Annotated in this window: 17 protein-coding genes; 10 read left to right on the forward strand and 7 right to left on the reverse strand. The window is 67.8% G+C overall.

Going from position 1 to position 20,870, the window contains the following annotated elements; all coding sequences use genetic code 11:
- Nucleotides 1–266 precede the first annotated feature (266 nt).
- Nucleotides 267–2,402: a methionine--tRNA ligase gene (metG, locus tag VSR82_RS19470; protein ID WP_429460608.1), complete on the forward strand. Its 2,136-nt coding sequence runs from the start codon at nt 267–269 to the stop codon at nt 2,400–2,402.
- 97 nt (nt 2,403–2,499) lie between these two features.
- On the opposite strand, the gene VSR82_RS19475 is transcribed toward metG, so the two are convergent.
- Complete coding sequence (locus VSR82_RS19475) at nt 2,500–6,840, reverse strand: translocation/assembly module TamB domain-containing protein (protein WP_429460610.1); 4,341 nt, start codon at nt 6,838–6,840, stop codon at nt 2,500–2,502.
- A 44-nt stretch (nt 6,841–6,884) separates the two neighbouring features.
- On the reverse strand, nt 6,885–8,732 hold the full coding sequence (locus tag VSR82_RS19480; protein ID WP_429460612.1) for an autotransporter assembly complex protein TamA: 1,848 nt from the start codon (nt 8,730–8,732) through the stop codon (nt 6,885–6,887).
- A 267-nt stretch (nt 8,733–8,999) separates the two neighbouring features.
- Here VSR82_RS19480 and VSR82_RS19485 point away from each other — a divergent pair, with 267 nt between their 5' ends.
- The 4 genes from VSR82_RS19485 (at nt 9,000) to panD (ending at nt 11,669) form a co-directional block, all read left to right on the forward strand.
- Nucleotides 9,000–9,185: a DUF3460 family protein gene (locus VSR82_RS19485; protein ID WP_013088716.1), complete on the forward strand. Its 186-nt coding sequence runs from the start codon at nt 9,000–9,002 to the stop codon at nt 9,183–9,185.
- A gap of 20 nt (nt 9,186–9,205) precedes the next feature.
- Nucleotides 9,206–10,129 (forward strand): segregation and condensation protein A, encoded by a 924-nt coding sequence (locus tag VSR82_RS19490; protein WP_429460614.1) that lies wholly within the window; start codon nt 9,206–9,208, stop codon nt 10,127–10,129.
- A gap of 259 nt (nt 10,130–10,388) precedes the next feature.
- Complete coding sequence (gene panC / locus VSR82_RS19495; RefSeq protein ID WP_013088714.1) at nt 10,389–11,222, forward strand: pantoate--beta-alanine ligase; 834 nt, start codon at nt 10,389–10,391, stop codon at nt 11,220–11,222.
- Between the two features lie 60 nt (nt 11,223–11,282).
- Nucleotides 11,283–11,669 carry an aspartate 1-decarboxylase gene (gene panD / locus VSR82_RS19500; protein WP_018431692.1) on the forward strand — a complete coding sequence of 129 codons (387 nt, stop codon included), beginning with the start codon at nt 11,283–11,285 and terminating at the stop codon, nt 11,667–11,669.
- A gap of 44 nt (nt 11,670–11,713) precedes the next feature.
- Here the strand turns inward: panD and VSR82_RS19505 are convergent, their stop codons facing one another.
- The gene (locus VSR82_RS19505) at nt 11,714–12,352 is read right to left on the reverse strand and encodes a ParA family protein (protein ID WP_368586680.1); all 639 of its coding nucleotides are present in this window, start codon (nt 12,350–12,352) and stop codon (nt 11,714–11,716) included.
- Nucleotides 12,353–12,597: 245 nt separating this feature from the next.
- Between VSR82_RS19505 and VSR82_RS19510 the strand changes: the two genes are divergently transcribed.
- Nucleotides 12,598–13,017 (forward strand): PaaI family thioesterase, encoded by a 420-nt coding sequence (locus VSR82_RS19510; protein ID WP_429460617.1) that lies wholly within the window; start codon nt 12,598–12,600, stop codon nt 13,015–13,017.
- Between the two features lie 56 nt (nt 13,018–13,073).
- On the opposite strand, the gene VSR82_RS19515 is transcribed toward VSR82_RS19510, so the two are convergent.
- Entirely contained in the window at nt 13,074–14,600 is a 1,527-nt protein-coding gene (locus tag VSR82_RS19515; RefSeq protein ID WP_429461932.1) for a cobyric acid synthase, read from the reverse strand.
- Between the two features lie 89 nt (nt 14,601–14,689).
- Between VSR82_RS19515 and cobU the strand changes: the two genes are divergently transcribed.
- Genes cobU through VSR82_RS19535 form a run of 4 tightly spaced genes read left to right on the forward strand, consistent with a single transcriptional unit; the run spans nt 14,690 to nt 18,300 of the window.
- Nucleotides 14,690–15,244, forward strand: a complete 555-nt coding sequence (gene cobU, locus VSR82_RS19520) for a bifunctional adenosylcobinamide kinase/adenosylcobinamide-phosphate guanylyltransferase (RefSeq protein ID WP_368586677.1) — start codon at nt 14,690–14,692, stop codon at nt 15,242–15,244.
- Nucleotides 15,244–16,185: an adenosylcobinamide-phosphate synthase CbiB gene (gene cbiB, locus VSR82_RS19525; protein WP_429461934.1), complete on the forward strand. Its 942-nt coding sequence runs from the start codon at nt 15,244–15,246 to the stop codon at nt 16,183–16,185. The genes cobU and cbiB overlap by 1 nt, the downstream gene beginning before the upstream one ends.
- Nucleotides 16,186–16,218: 33 nt before the next feature.
- Complete coding sequence (gene cobD / locus VSR82_RS19530; RefSeq protein WP_429460621.1) at nt 16,219–17,295, forward strand: threonine-phosphate decarboxylase CobD; 1,077 nt, start codon at nt 16,219–16,221, stop codon at nt 17,293–17,295.
- A 54-nt stretch (nt 17,296–17,349) separates the two neighbouring features.
- Nucleotides 17,350–18,300 carry a cobalamin-binding protein gene (locus VSR82_RS19535; protein WP_498857997.1) on the forward strand — a complete coding sequence of 317 codons (951 nt, stop codon included), beginning with the start codon at nt 17,350–17,352 and terminating at the stop codon, nt 18,298–18,300.
- 53 nt (nt 18,301–18,353) lie between these two features.
- Here VSR82_RS19535 and cobC read toward each other — a convergent pair whose 3' ends face one another.
- The 3 genes from cobC to cobT form a co-directional block, all read right to left on the reverse strand.
- Nucleotides 18,354–18,944 (reverse strand): alpha-ribazole phosphatase, encoded by a 591-nt coding sequence (gene cobC / locus VSR82_RS19540; protein WP_176121149.1) that lies wholly within the window; start codon nt 18,942–18,944, stop codon nt 18,354–18,356.
- Nucleotides 18,929–19,705, reverse strand: a complete 777-nt coding sequence (locus VSR82_RS19545; RefSeq protein ID WP_429460625.1) for an adenosylcobinamide-GDP ribazoletransferase — start codon at nt 19,703–19,705, stop codon at nt 18,929–18,931. Before VSR82_RS19545 ends, cobC begins: the two co-directional genes overlap by 16 nt.
- Before the next feature lie 73 nt (nt 19,706–19,778).
- Nucleotides 19,779–20,840 (reverse strand): nicotinate-nucleotide--dimethylbenzimidazole phosphoribosyltransferase, encoded by a 1,062-nt coding sequence (gene cobT / locus VSR82_RS19550; RefSeq protein ID WP_429460627.1) that lies wholly within the window; start codon nt 20,838–20,840, stop codon nt 19,779–19,781.
- Nucleotides 20,841–20,870 lie beyond the last annotated feature (30 nt).

The following is a 20,870-nucleotide window of genomic DNA, read 5'->3' on the forward strand; positions in this document are numbered from 1 at the left end:
CGCGGTCTGTCTTTACGGTACGTGACTGGCGAAGCCGTCACGTCACCATTCTCCTCTTGTCGTTGTTGCTCCGGGGTTTATCGACCCCGGTTTTTTTTTGCCCGCGCGGTTTTACATCTCGCTCGCGAGGCGTCGCCCCCGGTTGTCCCTCACCGCAGCGCCCATCCCCCTCTGCTCCGCTCGTCCAGCCCGCCGCGCTTGGCCCGCGTGCGGCGTGCGCCCTGCTAAAATCATCGTTTCGTCCCACCGCAGGCACCCCGATCCTTATGTCAGCACCCGCCACCGACCTCCCCGCAGGCGCGCCGTCCGGCCGTCGTCAGATTCTCGTCACGTCGGCCCTTCCGTATGCGAACGGGCAGATTCATATCGGCCATCTGGTCGAATATATCCAGACGGACATCTGGGTCCGGGCGCTGCGAATGCACGGTCATGAGGTCTACTACGTCGGCGCCGACGACACGCACGGCACGCCGGTCATGCTGCGCGCGGAAAAAGAAGGACTGACGCCGAAACAGCTGATCGATCGCGTGTGGCTGGAGCACAAGCGCGACTTCGACAGCTTCGGCATTTCGTTCGACAACTACTACTCGACCGATTCCGACGAAAACCGCGTGCTCAGCGAAAGCGTCTACCTCGCGCTGAAAGAAGCGGGGCTGATCGACGCGCGCGAGATCGAACAGGCATACGACCCGGTCAAGGAAATGTTCCTGCCGGACCGTTTCATCAAGGGCGAGTGCCCGAAATGCGGCGCCAAGGACCAATATGGCGACAGCTGCGAAGTCTGCGGCTCGACCTATCAACCCACCGAGCTCGTCAATCCGTACTCGGTCGTCTCCGGCGCGACGCCGATTCGCAAGACCTCGACGCACTACTTCTTCCGCCTGTCCGATCCGCGTTGCGAGAACTTCCTGCGCGCGTGGGTCGGCGGCCTTGCGCAGCCGGAAGCGACCAACAAGATGCGCGAGTGGCTCGGCGACGCCGGCGAAGCCAAGCTCGCCGACTGGGACATCTCGCGCGACGCGCCGTACTTCGGCTTCGAGATTCCGGGCGCACCCGGCAAATATTTCTACGTGTGGCTGGACGCGCCGGTCGGTTACTACGCGAGCTTCAAGAACCTCGCCGAAAAGCGCGGCCTCGATTTCGACGCGTGGGTCCGCAAGGGCTCGACCGCCGAGCAGTACCACTTCATCGGCAAGGACATCCTGTATTTCCATACGCTGTTCTGGCCCGCGATGCTCGAATTCTCGGGCCATCGCACGCCGACCAACGTGTTCGCGCACGGCTTTCTGACCGTCGACGGCGCGAAGATGTCGAAGTCGCGCGGCACCTTCATCACCGCGCAAAGCGTGATCGACACCGGCCTGAACCCGGAATGGCTGCGCTACTACTTCGCGGCCAAGCTGAACAGCACGATGGAAGACCTCGACCTGAACCTGGACGACTTCCAGGCGCGCGTGAACAGCGATCTGGTCGGCAAGTACGTGAACATCGCGAGCCGCGCGGCCGGCTTCCTGATCAAGCGCTTCGACGGCCGCGTGCAGGACAGCGCGATGCACCATCCGCTGCTGGGCACGCTGCGCGCGGCGCTGCCCCAGATCGCCGCGCACTACGAGGCTCGCGAGTACAGCCGCGCGCTGCGTCAGACCATGGAGCTCGCCGACGCGGTCAACGCCTACGTCGATACCGCGAAGCCCTGGGATCAGGCGAAAGATCTGGCCAACGCGGTCGCGCTGCACGAGACCTGCAGCGTCAGCATCGAGGCGTTCCGTCTGCTGTCGCTCGCGCTGAAGCCGGTGCTGCCGAAGCTCGCCGAAGCGGTCGAGGCGTTCCTCGGCATCGAGCCACTGGTGTGGGCCGACGCCGCCGTGCCGCTCAGCTCGGCGCGCCCGATCAACGCGTACAAGCATCTGATGACGCGCGTCGATCCGAAGCAGATCGAGGCGCTGCTCGCGGCCAATCGCGAGTCGCTGCAGGCCACGCCGGAAGCGGCGGCGGCCGACGCGAAGGCTAAGGCGAAGGCACACGCCAAGGCCGCCGCCGCCGCGAAGGAAGAAGAGTCCGGCATCATCTCTATCGACGACTTCGCGAAAGTCGATCTGCGCATCGCGAAAATCGTCGACTGCAAGGCGGTGGAAGGCTCGGACAAGCTGCTGCAACTGACGCTCGACGTCGGCGAAGAGAAGACCCGCAACGTGTTCTCGGGCATCAAGTCCGCGTATCAGCCGGAGCAGCTGATCGGCAAACTGACCGTGATGGTCGCGAACCTCGCACCGCGCAAGATGAAGTTCGGCATGTCCGAAGGTATGGTGCTGGCGGCCTCGGCCGCGGACGAGAAGGCCGAACCGGGCCTCTACGTGCTCGAGCCGCATAGCGGCGCGAAGCCCGGCATGCGCGTGAAGTAACGCGCGGCGCGCTCGGGCGCCCCACCCCACCTCGCAGCAAGCAGGTATGACGAAAACGGCACGCTTCCAGGCGTGCCGTTTTTTTATGCTGCCCTCATCACCAGGCGATCCGATCGAAGCGCCGTGTGTACAACACGTCGGCGCCATAGAACGTGCCGCCGTAGACGACCAGCGACCAGTACCGCGTCAGATTGATCGTCGCCTTGATCGCATTGCTGGCCGACTGCAGCCCCTGCTCATAGCCGATCACGAGCCACTCGTTGATCGCCTTCGACACCATCACGACTTGCGGATCGGTCAGACCGACGTCGCTGCGGCCGATCGAAAACTCGTCGAGCCCGACGGTCTGCGCGATCCGCGCGCCCGTCGCACTGCCGAGCAGCGCGAGCGCCGTCGTCATCGTGCTCTGCTGGCCGAGGTTGTTGCCCTGGTCGGTGCCGTGGCCGAACAGCAGCCACGACAGCTTTTCGTTGTCCGGCACGCTCGGCTCCGACACGAGCCGCGCGACCGGCGCCTGGAGCGTGCCGGTCACCTGCACGCCGGCCTCGACCTGCTGGTTGCGGCGCATCGCGAGAATGTTGATGCCCGGATTCGTGACCGGCCCGTTGAACGTGAAGAAGCCGTTCTCGATCGCGAGCTTGCGGCCGAATGCGGTGTAGGTCGAACCCGGCGTGACGCGCACATTGCCGACCGCGCGCAGCGGCGTATTCGGCGCGCTCGTCGCGGTGATCGTGCCGGCGAGGCCGAGATCGGCGCCCTTGCCGCGGAAGCGGAAGTCGTTACCGAGGCCGATCTCGATGTTCGCGCGCGGCGCGAACGGGCTGGCCGGCGGCTGACCGCCTTCGGTCGGACGCGGCCGGCCGCCCGAGCGCGTGCCGTCCGGGCGGATGATCACGACGTCGTCGCCGAGGCTCGGCGCGGCCTGCTCGGGCAGATCGAACAGCGCGCTATCGACCACGAACTTGCCGTCGATCACAGGACCGCGCTCCACGCCGCCGTTCGAAATGTTCGCGCTGCCCGACAGCGACAGATGGCGGTCCGGCGACGCGAACACATCGAGCTTGTCCGCGACGATGCTCGCGGTCATGTCGGGCTCCGCGCTGTCGAGGCGCACGCGCCCGGTCGCGCGCAGCGTGCCGCTCGCGCCGTGGAACTCGACCTGCTGGAAGTCCACCGTGTTCTGCGACAGCGCGATGCGCACGACGCCGTCCTTCAGTTGCACGCCCTGGCTCACGACCGTCGCGGACAGACCGTCGCCGGTCAGCGAGCCGGTCACGTTCGGCTTCGCGACCGTGCCGCCGAGCGCGAGTTGCAGCGCGAGACGGCCGTCGAGCAGGTAGCTCGGGCCGAGCAGGCCGCCCGTCGTGCGCAGCGACGGCACGTTCGCGTTGACGTTGCCCGACAGCGCGCTCTGCGGATCGACGGTCAACATGCCGTCGCGCAGCACGAGCGGCGTGTGCGCGTCGGCATCGATCACGCCGATGCGGCTCGCCTGCGCATGCACGGTCGCGTTGAGCCGGTTGCCGCCGGTGAATTCGGCGCGCGCGCGGATCGCGCCAATGCCCATCGACGCTAGACCGCGGCCGATTTCGACCGTCACGTCGCCGCTGCGCCGGCGCAGCTCGAGGTGGCCGCTCGCCGTCGCGCCGAGCGAGAAGTCCCAGTCGCCGTCGAACACGAGGTCGGTGCGCACGGCGGGCGGCTCGCCGGTGATCTGGCGACGCAACTCCTGCAAGTGCGCGAGCGACACGTCGGTCAGGCTGCCGGCCGACTGGATGCGGCCATGATCGAATGCGAACGACTTCAGCGCCAGCGCCGAGCCTTCGATCGTCAGACGCGTCGCGCCGAGCGTCAGGTGGCCCGGCCCGGCACTGACCGCGAGCGGCGATTCGAGATTGAGCGCCGGCGTGCCGCGATTCTGCAGACGCGTGACGGTGCCGTCCCAGCGCGAGCCGTCGCGCGTGTCGGTCAGCTTGCCGTTGGCGGCGAGCGTCAGATCGAGCGGACGGTCCTGCAGCTTGCCGGTCGCGGCGGCTTCGAGCGTGTGATTCGCGCGTGTGCCGGACAGCCGGGCAGTCAGCGTGGCGAGGTCGACGCCGCCCGCGCTGACATTGCGCGCGTCGGTCGTGAACGCGAGTGCGCCGTTCGCGCCGTCGCGCAACTCGGCGTGGCCTTGTGCGTGACCGACACGGTTGCTCGCGAACACGACGCTGTCGGCCTTGTAGTTCAGCGTCACGTTCGGATGCGCGAACGAGCCGGTCACGTCGCCGTCGGCGGCGACCGCGCCCGCGAGGCCGAAGCCGAGCCGATCGAGCTGTGGGGCGTCGATGGCGAAGTGCAGCCGGTCGCCGGCCGCGCCGAAGCTGCCTTGCAGATTGACCTGATTGCCCGCTATGGAAAGATTCGCGCGGCTCGGCAGGATTCGCGAGCCGGCCAACTGGATCATGCCGCCGCCCGTCAGCGGCAGGTCGTTGTAAACGCTCGGGCCGAGCGTGAATTCGGCGCGCGTCGTGAAGACCGGCGCGAGCACGCCGGCCGCGCTGAGCGTGGCGGTCACGCGCGCCTCGATCCTGCGCGCGGGCGTGGCCGGGCGTGGGGCCGCGCGCGCGGCTGCGCGATGCGCGGGCGCCGGCGTCCTGCGCTCGAGCACTTCGGTCTGCACCGCGGCCTGCGCGGTGTTCTTCGCGATGGCCGCGGCCTGATCGCCGGGCGCCGCGCTCTTCGCGCCAGCGGTGCTGCCCGCGAGCGCCGCGGCCTGCGCTTGCCGCTCGCTCCGCGCGCCGCGCGCGGCGGGCGCGGCGGAACTCGTGACCGGCGTGCGCGCCGGCATCTGCGAGGTCAGCGACAGCGGATCGAAATCGGTCAGTTGCGCCTTCAGGTTGTAGGTCGAATTCGCATCGTGTTTGAGCGCGCCCGATAGATCGATGCGGCCGCGGCCCGACGTGACGCGCACGTCGTTGAAGCTGATGCGCGCCGGATCGAACGTGATCTTGCCCTGTGCGCGCAGCGCGGCGGCGGGGTCGGCGAGGTCGAGCGTGAGGCTCTGGATGTCGTCGTTCAGGCGGATGCCGATCGGGCCGGACAGTTGCGTCGGCCGCACGGTCGCCTGCAGCGCGTTCAGGTCGAGCCGCGCGACGTTCAAATCGAGCTGGCCGTGCCGGCCGCTCAGCGTGCCGCCCCCGGTGAGCGTCGCGTTGCGCACGAGCCGCACGTTCAGGTTCGAGATGCTCTGCGTGCGGGCGTCGAGCCGCACGTCGGCGTTCGCGTCGATCAGCGGCAGCAGTTTCTGGTCGATTGCGCCGGGTTTCGCGTTGACGATCGAGATGTGGCCCGCGACGGCGAAACCCGCCGCCGGTTCGGCCGGCGCGTGGTGGCCGCCGAAGAGGTGGTGCGGATGGCTGGCGGCCGACGGTTCGGCCGCGCTGGCCATGCTAGCCGCGCTGGCAGCGCCCGCCGCGCCGGACTCCACCGGCTGCAACTCCGCGCGCACCGCCAGATCGGCCAACGGCGCACCGGGCGCGAAAGCCTGCGGATTCACATGATCGAAGCTCAGCGTCGCGCGCTGCAACGGCACCGCGGCAAACGGCGCCGCCTCGACCCGCGCGTGGCCGGCGAGCTTCATGCCACTCGCATCGAGCTCGGCGACCAGTTGCTCGAGCCTGCCGCTCAGGTGACCGGCCACCTGCACCGCTTCATCGTTGACCTTGCCCGCATAACCGACTTCGCCGGTGAGCGGAAACGGCGGCACGCCATCGAGTTTCGCCGCTGCCGTCAGTGCGCCGAACGGCGTCTCGAGCCGATCGATCGCGGCCTCGTGATGACGCCCGTCGCTGCGTCCGTGAAACGCGAAGCTAGAGAGCTCCGTCGTCGACGCGCCCTGGTGCAGCAGCAGCCGCTCGACCCGCACGTCGCGGATCTCCAGCCGCATCGGCAATTGCAGATCCTGCGGCAGTTTCATCGGCTCGTTGCTGCTCGGCGACGATGGGCCCATGCGCGCCTCGATCGTGCCGACGTGCAGGTAATCGATCGTGAACCGCCACGGCTCGCGCGCGAGCGCCCAGCTACCCGCGACGCGGTCGATCTGGATGTCGGTGCCGTTGCCGTCGAGGCTGCGCCAGCGCACGTCGCGCAGTTGCACGCCGTGCGCGAGCGTGCCGCCGTCGAGCGTGCCGGTGAGCCGGCCGCCCAGCAGCTTCACGGCCGCGTGCCACGCGTACGCGGTGCCGCGCTCGGTCGTCAGCGCGCCGTACAGCAGGCCGACCGCGAGTACGGCCAGCAGCGCCAGCATGATCACCGTGCCCGCGATCGCCTTCAGCAGCAGCCGGCCCCAGCGCCGTTTCGGCGGCGGCGTGTCGGGCGGCTGCTGCCCGTCCGGCGGTCCTGGCGGCGTGGCGCCGGGCGGCTGCGCGGGGGGCGGGTCGGTGACGTCGGTGGTCATGCGTGAATACGGTGGCAAATAAGGTGGCGGGTTGTCGTCAAACGTCAGAACGCGATGCCGAGCGTGATGTACGGCCGCACCCTGTTGTCGCGAATCCCGTAGGCGACATCGAGATTGACCGGGCCGACCGGGCTGCGCCAGCGCGCGCCGACGCCGGCGCCAGGATAGAAGATTTTCTCGCCCCAGGTGTCGGTCGCGGTGCCGATGTCGAAGAACACGGCCGCGCCCCAGTTGTGCGAGAACCAGTGCTGATATTCGGCCGCGCTCGTCACCAGGTATTTGGTCGGCAGGACCGAGCCGGCGACGTTGTTGCCGATGCTCTGGAAGCCGTAGCCGCGCACCGAGTTCGAACCGCCCGCGCGGAACAGCAGCGACGCCGGAACGCCGCTCGAGCTGCCGCTGGTGAATACGCCGCCGAGCTCGGCGCGGATCAGCACGATGTCGTTGTCGCCGATCGGGAAGTACTGCTGGCCGCGCGCGTAGCCGCGGATGAACGACTGGTCGGCGAGCACTCCCTTGACCGCGAAGCCCGCCTCGACGTGGATCAGGTTGCCACGGCGCGGGAACAGCGGGTCATCGGTGTCGCGCCGGGTCCAAGACCACCCCGGCACCAGCGCGTGCGCGCGGGTCGGCGGCGCGGCGTTCTGGTTCAGCTGATCGTTGTAGAACAGCAGCGAATAGCTGTAATCGAGGAACTGCGACGTGCGCGAGCGCTGCACGCCGCCGCGGATGCTGTAGATGCGCGTGTCGGAGACGTCGGTGGTCGTGTACGACGCGAGCACGCTGTTGGTCCAGCCGCGTTGGCCCGGCGGCATCGATAGCTGGACCTGGCCGTATTGCTGCGTCTGGTCGGCGCGGCCTTCGACGGTGAACGGCCACGCCGCGCCGAACGTGTTCAGATACGTGTAGCCGCCTTGCACGAGCGGACCGTTGTCGGTCGAATAGCCGACCCCGCCGCGGAAGCTGTGATACGGAAACTCCGACACCTTCACGTGCACCGGCGTGTCGAGCGGCTTGCTGGGGTCGTTGTCGAGGTCGATCGCCACGCTCGCAAAGTACGGCGTGTTCTGCAGTTGCCGCTGCAGTTCGGCGACGGTGCGCGTGTCGTAGATGTCGCCCGGCGAGATCGGATTGACGTTATGGACGATGCGTTCCGGATAGCGCTTCGTGCCCTGCACGTCGAGTTGGCCCATCGTGAAGGTCGGCCCGCTGTCGTAGATCACCGACAGCTTCGCGGTGTGCGTGCGCGGATCGATCAGCGCCTCCGAGTGGTAGATCTTCGCGGCGAGGTAGCGGCGCGATTGCAGCTCGCGCAGCGACGCGTTCTTCGCGTCGTCCCAGTCGCCCTGCGAGAACGGCTGGCCCTCGTGCAGCGAGAACGCGAAGCGCGTCGCGTTTTCGCGCGACGGGTCTTCGGTCAGCACCGCGCCGCGAAACGACAGATCGACCGACGTGACTTTGGTCTGTGGGCCCGGCTCGACGCGCACGGTGACCTGGCGCATGTTGTCGACGGTGCGCACGTCGGTGCTGACGAGCGGTGAGAAATAGCCCTGCGTCGCGGCGAGATCGCGCGCCTGCTGCGGCGTCGCGGTAATCAGGAACGAGAACTGGTCGTCGCTGACGTCGGGGCGCTTCGCGAAACGCGAGATATCGAGGTGCTGTTGGAGCAGCCGGCGCAGCGCGCGCGGCTCGGCGACCACCTCGACTTTATAGCTGGGCGCCTTGCTCGCCGCGTAGGCCTCGCCTCCGGCGAGCAGCAACATCAGGAGGCCGAAGGCGAACGACACGCGCAGCCAGCACCGCGCGAGCGCCTCGCGCTCGCGCGCGGGCCCTCGCGTCTGGCCGGTCTCGCCGCGCCACACACGCGGCTTGTCGATCGTACCTCCCGCCAAACAGGACCTCCGGCCTCAATGAGTGAATTCTTGCGCCCCGGCCGCGCTGCGCGATCGAGGCATGCTATTTGACCACAATGCGACCCCAATCGACCCGTATCGTGCTCCAGGCGGCGCCCCGCGCTTCATCTCAAAAATAGACGGCTTGTGGCGATTTTCGACCGCGCGCGGCGCATGCGGTAAAATCGCGGATGACGGCGCCCTCCTAGCGGCACCGCGCAGCGGCCAGCGGAGAGCCGCCACCTTACCCACCACGGACGTCGAGCCATGTATCAATCGGACATCACCCAGTTCCTGAACCAGCTCAAGCAACAGAAGCCCAATCTCGAGGCCGAGCAACGCAAAGGCCGCGCACTGCTGTGGGACAAACAGCCGATCGATCTGGAAGAGCGCGCCGAGCAGAAAGCTTCGCGCGTGCAGCAGACGCCTTACTCGTACTACCAGAACTTCTAAGCGCCCCAGTCACGCCGACGATGAGTCACGCTGACGAGGTGCATGGTCCGCTTCACGGCCCAGTTCACGAACCGGTCCACGGCCCGGTTCATGGCCCAGCGCCGGCACCGTCCGACACCGCGCTTTCCACGCCCGCGACCGATTCGACGCCCGATACGGTCGACGGCGTCGCTTTCGCGCGTCTGTACGGCGAGCCGCTGTTCAAGCTGCCGAACGACCTGTACATCCCGCCGGACGCGCTCGAAGTGTTCCTCGAAACCTTCGAGGGGCCGCTCGACCTGCTGCTGTACCTGATCCGCAAGCAGAACTTCAACGTGCTCGACATCCCGATGGCGGATGTCACCGAGCAATATCTCGGCTACGTCGAGCAACTGCGCAAGACCAATCTCGAACTCGCGTCCGAGTATCTGCTGATGGCCGCGATGCTGATCGAGATCAAGTCGCGCATGCTGCTGCCGGTCAAGAAGGCCGACACCGGCGAAGAAGCCGAAGACCCACGCGCCGAACTGGTGCGCCGCCTGCTCGAATACGAGCAGATCAAGCTCGCCGCGCAACGCATCGACCAATTGCCGCAGCTCGGGCGCGACTTTCTGCGCGCCGAGGTCTACATCGAGCAGAGCGTCACGCCGCGGTTCCCGGACGTGAACAGCGACGACCTGCGCGCCGCGTGGGCCGACGTGATCAAGCGCGCGAAGCTGGTCCAGCATCACAAGATTTCGCGCGAGGAACTGTCGGTGCGCGAGCACATGAGCCTGATACTGCGGCAGTTGCAGAACGCGCGCTTCATCGAGTTTTCCGATCTGTTCGACACGAGCCGCGGCGTGCCGGTGGTCGTGGTGAACTTCATCGCCGTGCTCGAACTGTGCCGCGAATCGCTCGTCGAAATCACCCAGGCGGAGCCGTTCGCGCCGATTTACGTGCGACTGGCGTATCTGCCGGCCTGATTGCGAAATAGCGGCCGGATCGCGGGAAAATCGTTAGGAACCGTCGCAGCGAAGACTGGCGGGCCTCAGCGGGAACCGCGCGGCAAGCTCGCGGCGCGCCGCTCCGAGGAGCCGCCGCGATTCGGTGCGCCCGCTGCCCAAATCCACTACAATCCGCGCTCCGAACCCGTCATTTGCCGGCGAGGCGATGACCCGCGCGATTCCGCCAGGTGTCGCGCCAACCGGATCGCGCGCCGCGCGAGCCTTTCCCTGTCCGATCATGAAAGTCATCAGCTCGATCCATGAATTGCGCGACCAGTTGCGCGGCCAGAACCGCACGGCCTTTGTGCCGACGATGGGCAACCTGCACGAGGGCCATCTGTCGCTGATGCGCCTCGCGCGCCAGCATGGCGACCCGGTCGTGGCGAGCATTTTCGTCAATCGCCTGCAGTTCGGCCCGAACGAGGATTTCGACAAATATCCGCGCACGCTCGAAGCCGACATCGAGAAGCTGCAGAAGGAAGGCGTCTACGTGTTGTTCGCGCCGACCGAAAAGGACATGTATCCGGAGCCGCAGGAGTATCGCGTCCATCCGCCGCACGATCTCGGCGACATCCTCGAGGGCGAATTCCGTCCCGGCTTCTTCCACGGCGTCTGTACCGTGGTGATGAAGCTGATGTCGTGCGTGCAGCCGCGCGTCGCGGTGTTCGGCAAGAAGGATTATCAGCAGCTGATGATCGTGCGCCAGATGTGCCACCAATTCGCGCTGCCGACCGACATCGTCGCCGCCGAAACCGTGCGCGACACCGACGGCCTCGCGCTCAGCTCGCGCAACCGCTACCTTTCGGCCGCCGAGCGCGCCGAGGCGCCGATGCTGGCCGCCGAACTCAATCGCGTGCGCGACGCAGTGCTCGCGGGCGAGCGCGACTTCGCGAAGCTCGAGGAGTCGGCCAAAGCGACGCTCGCGGCGCGCGGCTGGAATCCCGATTACATCGCGATCCGCAAGCGCTCGAACCTGATCGCGCCCGGCGCGCAGGACGCCAACGCACCGCTCGTCGTGCTGGCCGCCGCCAAGCTCGGCGCGACCCGGCTCATCGACAACCTCGAAATCTGACGCCGCACCCGCCCGCGCGAACCTGATTACACTGCGCAGTCACACAGGATTGGATTGATCATGCAACGCAATATGCTGAAGTCGAAGATTCACCGCGTCGCGGTCACGCACTGCGAGCTCCACTACGAGGGCTCGTGCGCGATCGACGAAGACCTGCTCGAAGCAGCGAACATCGTCGAAAACGAACGGATCGACATCTGGAACATCAACAACGGCGAGCGCTTCTCGACCTACGCGATCAAGGGTGAGCGCGGCAGCGGGATGATTTCGCTGAACGGCTCGGCCGCGCGTCGCGCGCAGCTCGGCGATCTGGTCATCATCGCGGCGTTCGCGGTGGTCGACGAGGCGGAGCTGAAGGCGGGCTGGAAGCCGGACCTGGTGTTCGTCGATGAAAACAACAAAATCAAGGGCAGCCGCGACCATGTGCCCACCCAGGCCTGGAGCTGAGCGCAGCTCGTGATGCGCGACTGATGGCGGGCAGCCCCCCGCCCTCAGCCCTTCTTCCCCGTGCCGTTCGTCCACTCGACGATCGGCTGCCACTGCTCCAGATCCTTCTCCACGCGGCTTTTCGCGACGTCCCACAGCGTCAGGCCGTGCGCCGCGAGCTGCACGTAGTTCTGCGTGTCGCGCAGAAAGCCGAGCACCGGCAGCTTCAATCCCTCGACGAAACGATGCAGCTGCTCGGCCGAGCGCGTGCGTGCATCGACGCGCATGCCGACCACGCCGATCTCGATCGCGCCCTTCCTGACCGCCTTTTCCTTCGCGAGCCGCTCGAGAAATTCCTGGGTCGCGAGAATATCGAACATCGACGGCTGGAGCGGCACGATCACCTTGTCGGCGAGATCGAGCGCGATGTTCATGCGATTGCCATGCAAGCCGGCCGGCGTGTCGACGACCGCGTGCTCGAGGCCTTTCGGCGGCTTGGCCGGCGTGTCGGGATTGACCTCCCAGGTTTCGATGGCCGGCAGCGTGGAGGGCCGCAATTCGAGCCACGCATGCGCGGAGTGCTGCTTGTCGAGGTCGGCCAGCGCGACCCATTCGCCCTCCGCGGCGAAATAGCCGGCCAGATTGGTCGATAGCGTGCTCTTGCCCACGCCGCCCTTCGGATTCGCCACCACGATCACCGACATGAAATCTCCCGGAAAGAAGGCTGGACCGCTGCCAGCCGGTTTGCCGCGCTATTGCTCCGTACCCGCCGATCCGCTGTGACCGGCGCCGGCGGGCTCCATGATCGCTGCCGTTCGAAGATCGGTCTCCAGGTACGCCCACCGGTTCAGCCGTTGATAATATCGACAAATCCCGCGCGGCCGAAACCCCCGCATCGCGAATCAGCCGCCGCAAACCGCCGTTTTTATCGACAAGGACCTGAAATCTCATGAGCAAACTGCGCCCGGAATACACCGTCGAACGCCTGCAGGAGCGCCAGAAGGGCACGCTGCCGGACTTGCTGGGCCTACGCGTGCTGACCGTGGACCAGGGCACGCTGATCGCCGAACTGACCGTGCGCGACGAGCTGCTCGCGCCGAACGGCTTCCTGCACGCGGCCACCGTGATCGGCCTCGCCGACACCGCCTGCGGCTACGCGTGCATCGCGCATCTGCCCGAAAATTCGCGCAATTTCACGACGGTCGAGCTGAAGAGCAACTTCCTCGGCACCGCCACGCAGGGCACGATCCGCGCGGTCGCGAAGAGTGTGCACCTTGGGCGCAGCACGCAGGTCTGGGACGCGACGGTCATTGGTCCCGATGGTAAGACCATCGCACTGTTTCGTTGCACGCAGATGGTGTTGTACTAAGCGCCCCGCCCGCGCAGCAATGGCTTTCGATCCGATCGAAAGGCCGGCGCAAAGCGTCACCCCAGCGCCGCGAACAGCCCGCGCATATCGACGTGCTCGGCGAGCGTATCGGCCAGCCGCTCCAGCGACGCCTCGCGCAACGCCGGATAGTCCACCGTTTCGGCATCGCTCAACCCCGCCCACGCGAGCAGCGCCGCGCACGCGGCCGGCGTGTCGAACAGGCCATGCACGTAGGTCGTGAGAATCTGGCCGTCGGCGGACAACGCGCCATCGGGACGGCCAAGATCCGCGCCGCCCTCGCGCGGACCAGCACGGTCGAGCCGCAGCGCCGGCGTGTCCAATGCCGGCCCGCGCGTTTCGCCCATGTGAATCTCGTAGCCGGCGACATCCGGTGCGCCGGGCAGCGCGAGGCGCCCAGTCACGTTCTTCAGCGTCTTGTCGCGCGTGAGCACCGTCGCGTAGTCGAGCCAGCCGAAGCCTGCGAAGGTGCCGGGTGCGCCCTCGACACCATGCGGATCGGCGATCTCGCGGCCCAGCATCTGCATGCCGCCGCAAATGCCGATCACGCGGCCGCCATACCGCAGATGCCGCGCGAGCACGTCGCCCCAGCCCTGCGCGCGCAGAAACGCGAGGTCGTCCGGCACGTTCTTCGAGCCCGGCAGGATGATCAGATCGGCGGCCGGCGGCGGCGTGCCCGCGCGCACATAGTGAAAATCGACCTGCGGATGCGCGCGCAGCGCGTCGAAGTCGGTGTGGTTGCTGATGTGCGGCAGCACCGGCACGACCACGCGCAGCAGACGGCGCGCTTCCCCGCTCGCCGCCGCGCGCAGCTCGGGCGGCAGCATGTCCTCGGCGTCGAGCGTCAGGCCGTGCAGATACGGCACGACCCCGAGCACCGGCTTGCCGGTCTTCGCTTCCAGCCAGTCGAGCCCGGGCTTGAGCAGACCGATGTCGCCGCGAAAGCGGTTGATGATGAAGCCGCGCACGCGCGCCTGCTCGCTGTCGGACAGACACGCGAGCGTGCCGGTCAGGTGCGCGAACACGCCGCCGCGATCGATGTCGGCGACCAGCACGACCGGACAATCGACCGCCTCCGCGAAACCCATGTTCGCGATGTCGCGCTCGCGCAGATTGATCTCGGCCGGACTGCCCGCGCCTTCGACAAAAATCGTGTCGTACGACGCGCGCAGCCGCGCATACGACTCCAGCACCGCCTCGAACGCGACCGGCTTGTAGTCGTGATACGCGCGCGCGTCGAGATTGATGCGCGCCTTGCCGTGGGTGATCACCTGCGCACCGCGATCGCTGGTCGGCTTCAACAGCACCGGGTTCAGATCGGTATGCGCGTCGATGCCCGCGGCAAGCGCCTGCAGTGCCTGCGCGCGGCCGATCTCGCCGCCGTCGACGGTGACCGCGCTGTTCAGCGCCATGTTCTGCGGCTTGAACGGCGCGACCCGCGCGCCCGCGCGCCGCGCGAGGCGGCACAGTCCCGCGACCAGCGTGCTCTTGCCCGCATCGGACGTGGTGCCCTGGATCATCAGCGTGCCGCGCGGCACAGGCAGGGTGTCGGGGGAAATGGGCATTCGGGTCACGGCGGTGCAGGTGGAGGGTGGACAGTGGCGTTGTAATGGAATCGAGCGGCATTATCCCATCGCGCCGGTACAATCATAGGATGACTCCCCGCGACCTCACCTTCGTCCTCGGTGGCGCCCGCTCGGGCAAGAGCGCGCATGCCGAGCGGCTCGCCAGCGACAGCGCCCTCCCCGTCACCTACATCGCCACCGCCCGCGTCACCGACGACGCCGAATTCAACGCGCGCATCGCGCATCATCGCGAGCGGCGGCCCGCGCATTGGGGGCTCGTCGAAGCGGACGACGATCTCGCGGGCGCGCTAGCGCAACACGACGCGCCGGGCCAGTGTCTACTGATCGACTGCCTGACGCTGTGGCTCGCCAACCTGCTGTGTCCCGCCGACGGCGCCGCACCGCCGCTGTCGCACTACTACGAGCAGGCCACCGCGTTCGAAGCCGCGCTCGCCGGCGCGCGCGGCAAGATCATCATCGTCAGCAACGAGATCGGGCTCGGCGTCGTGCCGCTCGGCGAAGCCACCCGCCTTTACGTCGACGAACTCGGCCGCCTCAATCAGCGCATCGCCGCATTGAGCAGCGTGGCCACGTTGATGGTGGCGGGACTGCCGCTCGCGCTGAAAAGCGCGAGCCACGCGTGATGCCGCCGCTGACGATGCCGCTGGTCGCGACACTCGCGGTCGCGGGCATCGCCGTCGATCGGTGGTTCGGCGAGCCGAGCCGCCGCCATCCGCTGGTCGGCTTCGGCAACTGGGCCACGCGCATCGAGGCGCGCTTCGATCACGACCGGCGTCTGCGGCTCAAGGGGCTGCTCGCATGGGCGCTCGCGGTGCTGCCGCCGGTGTTGACCGCGTGGTGGCTGGTCGCCGTGCTGCCGTTGTTCGCGGCCTGCGCGCTGCATGTCGCGCTGCTGTGGTTCGCGCTCGGCGCGCGCAGCCTGCGCGACCACATCGCGCCGATCTCGAGGGCGCTGGGCCAACACGATCTCGCCGCCGCACGTGAGCTGACCGCGCGGATCGTGTCGCGCGACACCAGTCAGTCCGACGAAGCCGCGCTCGCGCGCGCCGCGGTCGAATCGGCGCTCGAAAACGGCAACGACGCGATCTTCGGCGCGCTGTTCTGGTTCGCGCTCGCGGGCGGGCCTGGCGCGCTCGGCTTTCGCCTCGCCAATACGCTCGACGCGATGTGGGGTTATCGCACGCCGCGCTATCTGCGCTTCGGCTGGGCCGCCGCGCGCATCGACGACGTGCTGAACTGGATTCCCGCACGGCTGACCGCCACCAGCTACGCGCTGCTCGGCGACACACTGACCGCATGGCGCTGCTGGCGCGAGCAGGCGCCGCGCTGGGACAGCCCGAACGCAGGACCGGTGATGGCGTCCGGCGCCGGCAGCCTGAACGTGCTGATCGGCGGGCCGGCCGTGTATCACGGCACGCTCGAGCATCGGCCGACGCTGGGCTTCGGGCATCGCGCCGAGGCGCGTCATGTGGGCGCCGCGTTGATGCTGGTCGAACGCACGGTGATTCTGTGGCTGGCCGTGCTGATCGTGCTGGCCTTGTTGAGCGTGCCGTTTCATGGCTGAGCGAAACGACACGCGTAGCGATGGGACGAGCGCATGACCGACCGGATACACGCGCGCGAGCAAACCGCAAGCGACACGATCGCACACGGCGGCAACCTGCACGAAGCGGCGACGCGCTACGGCATTCCGTACGCACATTGGCTCGATCTGTCGACCGGCATCAATCCGCACGGCTACCCGGTGCCGCCGCTGCCCGCCGACGCATGGCGCCGTTTGCCCGACGAAGGCGACGGCTTCGCCGAGCGGGCCGCGCGCTACTACGGCGCACCCGATGCCGCGCACGTGCTGCCGGTGGCCGGCAGCCAGGCGGGGATTCGCGCGCTGCCCGCGCTGCTGCCGCGCGCCACGGTCGGCATCGCGCCGCTGACCTACGGCGAGTACGCGCCGGCGTTCGCGCGCGCCGGACACGAGGTCGCGCCGCTCGACGTGCAGCTCGACACGCTGCCCGCCGCGCTCACGCATGTCGTGATCGTCAATCCCGACAATCCGACGGCTACCCATATCGATGCCGCGAGGCTGCTGCACTGGCACGCGCAGCTGCGCGAACGCGGCGGCACGCTGCTGGTCGACGAAGCTTTCGCCGATACGCTGCCGGCCGCGCGCGTCGCGTCGCTGGCGGCGCATACGGGGCGAGACGGGCTCGTCGTATTACGCTCGCCCGGCAAGTTCTTCGGGCTCGCGGGGGTGCGCGCCGGCTTCGTGCTGGGTGCGCCGGCCTTGCTCGCCGCGTTGCGCGACAGTTTGGGCGCGTGGACGGTCAGCGGTCCCGCACGTCATGCGGTGAGCGCCGCGTTCGCCGATGCCGCATGGCAAACGCGGATGCGTGAGCGGCTGACCACCGAAAGCGCGCGGCTTGCCGGGCTGTTGCATGCGCACGGTTTCGCGACACGCGGGACCCCGCTTTTCGCATGGACCGACGATGCGCGCGCCGCCGCATTGCACGAAGCGCTCGCGCGGCGCGGCGTGTGGACGCGTCTTTTTCCGCCATCTCCGCGGATGCCATCGGCCAGCGTACGCTTCGGGCTGCCGGGCGATGAAGCCGAATGGACCCGCTTCGAACAACAGCTGCAACAGGCGGTTGATTCGATCGATACCGCGCGCTCCGGTTAGCGCACCGTCCTTCGCACCGCAGCCGTTCAACGCTTCGTGATCCGCCCTCGCCCGATGACCCGCTTCACTCGCTCCACCCGCTTTGCCGCGCCCGCGCGCCGATCGATCCAGTGGTTCAGCGCCGCGGCGCTCGCTCTATCTGCGCTGAGCGCGCACGCCGCGATCACCGTCACCGACGACAGCGGCGCGACCGTCACGCTCGCCGCGCCCGCGCAACGCGTGATCAGCCTCGCCCCGCACGTGACCGAATTGCTGTACGCCGCGGGCGGCGGCCCAAAGATGGTCGGCGCGGTGTCATACAGCGACTATCCGCCCGAAGCGAAGCAACTGCCGCGCGTCGGCGACAACAAGGCGCTCGACCTCGAACGCATCGTCGCGCTGAAACCGGATTTGATCGTCGTTTGGCGGCATGGCAATGCGCAGCGCCAGCTCGAGCGCTTGCGCGAGCTGCACGTGCCGCTCTTTTTCAGCGAGCCGCGCCGTCTCGACGATATCGCCGTGACGCTGACGAAGCTCGGCCGGCTGCTCGGCACCTCGGCGAGCGCGGACGCGGCGGCGGCCGCCTATCGCGACGACATCGCCCGTCTGCGCGCGCGGTATGCGAATCGCCCGGTAGTCAGCGTGTTCTATCAGGTATGGGACCGGCCGCTGATGACGCTAAACGGCGAGCACATGATCAGCGACGTGATCACGCTATGCGGCGGCCGCAACGTGTTCGCGGACCTGCAGCCGCTCGTGCCGACCGTATCGACCGAAGCGGTGCTCGCGGCGAATCCGCAGGCGATCGTCACGGCCGCGCCCGGCGCGACGCAGCCCGACACGACGCTGCCGCAACTCGACACATGGCGCGCGTGGCCGCGTCTCGCGGCCGTCGCGAACAACAACCTGTTTGCGATCGACGGCGATCTGATCAATCGCCCCGCGCCGCGCATCGCGCAAGGCGCACGGCAACTGTGCGAGGACCTTGAACTGGCGCGCTCGCGCACAAACAAAACCGCGCCATGACGCGCCGCGGGACGCGCAAAAAATACGCTCAGTTCTCCGGATGAGCACGCGGGTCACGCATTCCATCGCACCAGCGACCACTGCAGCGTCTCGTCGTTACGCCGCAACCAGACGATCCCCGCCATATCGAGCGACCACTGCAGGCAACGTGCGAGCGGCACCTCCAGCACCCACGACGCGATCGCGCGCATCACGCCCGCGTGCGTGACCACGTACGCGGGCGACAGCTCGCGCGTCAGCGCGAACGCATCGAACCACGCTCGCACACGAGCGACGAATTGCGCGACGCTCTCGCCGCCATGCGCGCGCGCATGTTCGAAATTGGCGGCCCAGTCGTCGAGCTGGGCGCGATCGATCGTATCCCAGCGCTGCGCTTCCCATTCGCCGAAATCCATCTCCTTCAGACGCTCGTCGTGGCTGACCACGCAGCCGAAGTCGTTGGCGATCTCGTTCGCGAGCGCGGCGCAGCGCGTGAGCGGACTCGTGATCAGCACGCGCGGCGCCGGCACCTGCAAGCTCGCGAGCTTCACCGCCAACGCGTTGGACGTGACCTCGGCGCTTTCCGCCAACGCGACATCACTATGGCCATAACAAACCCCCGCCTCGAGCGCGACAGCGGGATGTCGAATCAGGACGATATCCATGCAAGCCCCACCAGATAGATGCTCAATTCGAAGATCTGCTGCGCGAAGCCGAGACAGTCGCCGGTATAGCCGCCGATGCGTCTGACGAAATAACGGGCCATCGCGAAGCGCAGCGCCAACAGCACGACACACGTGAGCGCGGCGAAACGCCAGTCGGGCGCGCCGGGGCCGTTCGGCCACAGCAGCCACGGCAGCCCGAACAGCGCGGCGCACAGCAGGGCTGGCCCGCTCAGACGCTGCGCGACCGGCTTGGCTTTGCCCGCGGTGCGCACATAGTCGAGCGTGGCCAGATAACTGATCGCGCACGCGCGGCTCGCGCCATGCGCCGCACCCATCAGACTTGCGGCGGAAAGCGGCGGCAACGCGGCGAGCGTTTGCCACTTGATCGCCAACGCGATCACGAGCGCGATGGCACCGAAAGCACCGATGCGCGAGTCGTGCATGATGCGCAACGCATCGTCGCGCGTATAGGCGCCACCGAACGCATCGACGCAATCGGCCAGACCGTCCTCGTGGAACGCGCCCGTCACGAGCAGCGATGCGGCCATCGACAGCAGCACCGCGACGCCCGCCGGAAACACGCGCAGCGCGGCCAGGTAGACGAGCGCGCTGAAGCCGCCGACCAGCACGCCGACGAGTGGAAAATAGCGCGCCGCCGCGTTCAGATAATGCGGCTCGTAGCCGACCCAGCGCGGCACGGGCACGCGCGTGAAGTAACCGAGCGCCGTGAAGAAATAGCGCAATTCCGCGAGCGGGTTCATGGACGTGTCGAGTGCATGTTCGCAGCGATGCGAGCCGGGCTTCGCGTTGCCGCGAAGCGTGGGTTCGAGTGCATCACGGTTCGCGATCCGCGACGCCCGCGGAATCGAAGCTGGCCATCTCATTGATGAAGGCCGCCGCCGCGCGCAGCACCGGCACCGCGAGCGCGGCGCCGGTGCCCTCGCCGAGCCGCATGTCGAGCGACAGCAGCGGCTGCGCGCCGAAATGGTCGAGCATGCGCCGATGCCCGGCCTCGTTCGACGCATGCGCAAACACGCAGTACTCGCGCACGTCGGGCGAGAGCGCATCGGCGACCAGCAGCGCGGAGGTCGCGATGAAACCATCGACGAGGATCGTCATGCGCGCCTCGGCGGCCGCCAGAAACGCGCCTGTCATCATCGCGATTTCGAAGCCGCCGAAGGTCGCGAGCACGTCGAGCGGCGCGCAGGCGTCCGGATGACGCGCGAGCGCCGCCGCGAGCACGTTGCGCTTCTTCGCGAGTCCGGCATTGTCGAGACCGGTGCCGCGGCCGACGCAGTCGTCGATCGGCACGCCGCACAGGCGGCTCATCAGACAGGCGGACGCCGACGTGTTCGCGATGCCCATCTCGCCGAAGCCGATCACGTTGGTGCCGAGCGCCGCGTGATGACGCACGCGCGCGGCGCCTGCCTGCATCGCGGCGAGCGCTTCGGCGTGCGTCATCGCGGCTTCGTGCGCGAAGTTGCGCGTGCCGCGCCCGATCGGAATATCGACGAGTCCGTCGGTGGACGGCAGCGGCGTGGCGATGCCCGCGTTGACCACTTCGAGTTCGAGACCGGCGACGCGGCTGAGCGCATTGATCGCCGCGCCGCCCGCGATGAAGTTCGCGACCATCTGCGCGGTCACCGCTTGCGGGTACGGGCTCACGCCTTCGGCGGCGATGCCGTGATCGCCCGCGAACACGATCATCGCGGGACGCTGCACACTGGGACGCGTACTGCGCTGGATCAGACCCATCTGACGCGCGAGCGTTTCGAGCCGGCCGAGGCTGCCGGGCGGTTTGGTGCGCGTATCGATGATCCGTTGCAGCTCGGCGCGCAGCGTCTGATCGAGCGGCGCGACTTCGGGCAAACCGGCCGGGAGTGGGATGCGAGTCATAGGTGTGATCGAGACAAGGTATGGGGGATG

Source organism: Burkholderia sp. JPY481 (genome assembly GCF_038900515.1).
Lineage (GTDB): Bacteria > Pseudomonadota > Gammaproteobacteria > Burkholderiales > Burkholderiaceae > Paraburkholderia > Paraburkholderia youngii.